The following is a 715-nucleotide window of genomic DNA, read 5'->3' as shown; positions in this document are numbered from 1 at the left end:
GTCGCAGCCCGTGAGAAAGCTGGAATTCCTGCCGAGAGCGCGGAGGACGCGACCGCAGAGGAAGAATTGTCCGATGAGGACAACGGCGCCCCTCCTGTGGAGGCTACCGCCGAAGACCAGGAAACCGACCCGGCTGCAAAGCCGCCACTCGAACTTCCGCGGTCTTGGACGAAGGATCGAGCCGAACACTGGGCCAAACTCGACCCTGGAACGCAGGAATTCCTGCTGGAACAGGACAGGAAGGCCAGTGAAGCGATTCGCCGGAGTCAAAACGAGCTCGCTGAAGAGCGCAACGCCGTCAAGGCTCAGCGCGAGGCGGCGGAGAAGGCACGACAGCACTACGAAGCCCAGCTTCCTGTTCTCATGCGGGAGCTGGAAAGCAATCTTCAGCAGTCGTTCGGCGACATCAAGACTATGGATGATGTCGTCCGGCTTCAGTCTGAAGATCCGTTCCGCTTTCAGGCATGGCAGGTGCATCAGATGCGTCTGCAAACCGCAAAGTCGGAGACGGATCGCGTTGCAAAGGAGAACGAAACTGCCCAGCAGAACCGTTGGATCGAACATGTCCAGTCGGAGAACGCAAAGGCGGTCGAGTTCATTCCCGATCTCGCAGACAAGGACAAGGCTGAAAAGCTCACCTTGCGCGTGGCGAGGGAATTGCTCCCGGATCTTGGTTTCAAGGAAAGTGAATTGGCCGCGCTGGCGAATGGAAAGG

1 protein-coding gene is annotated in these 715 nt (G+C 58.6%); it reads left to right on the top strand.

Annotated features, from left to right (window positions below; genetic code table 11):
* Positions 1-715: hypothetical protein (locus tag CQ12_RS45445; RefSeq protein ID WP_198164356.1), on the top strand; the 715-nt coding region annotated here is incomplete at both ends.

The sequence above is a fragment of the Bradyrhizobium jicamae genome (assembly GCF_001440395.1).
Lineage (GTDB): Bacteria > Pseudomonadota > Alphaproteobacteria > Rhizobiales > Xanthobacteraceae > Bradyrhizobium > Bradyrhizobium jicamae.
Note: the sequence above shows the minus strand (reverse complement) of the source record. Positions and strands in the feature narration are given on the sequence as shown.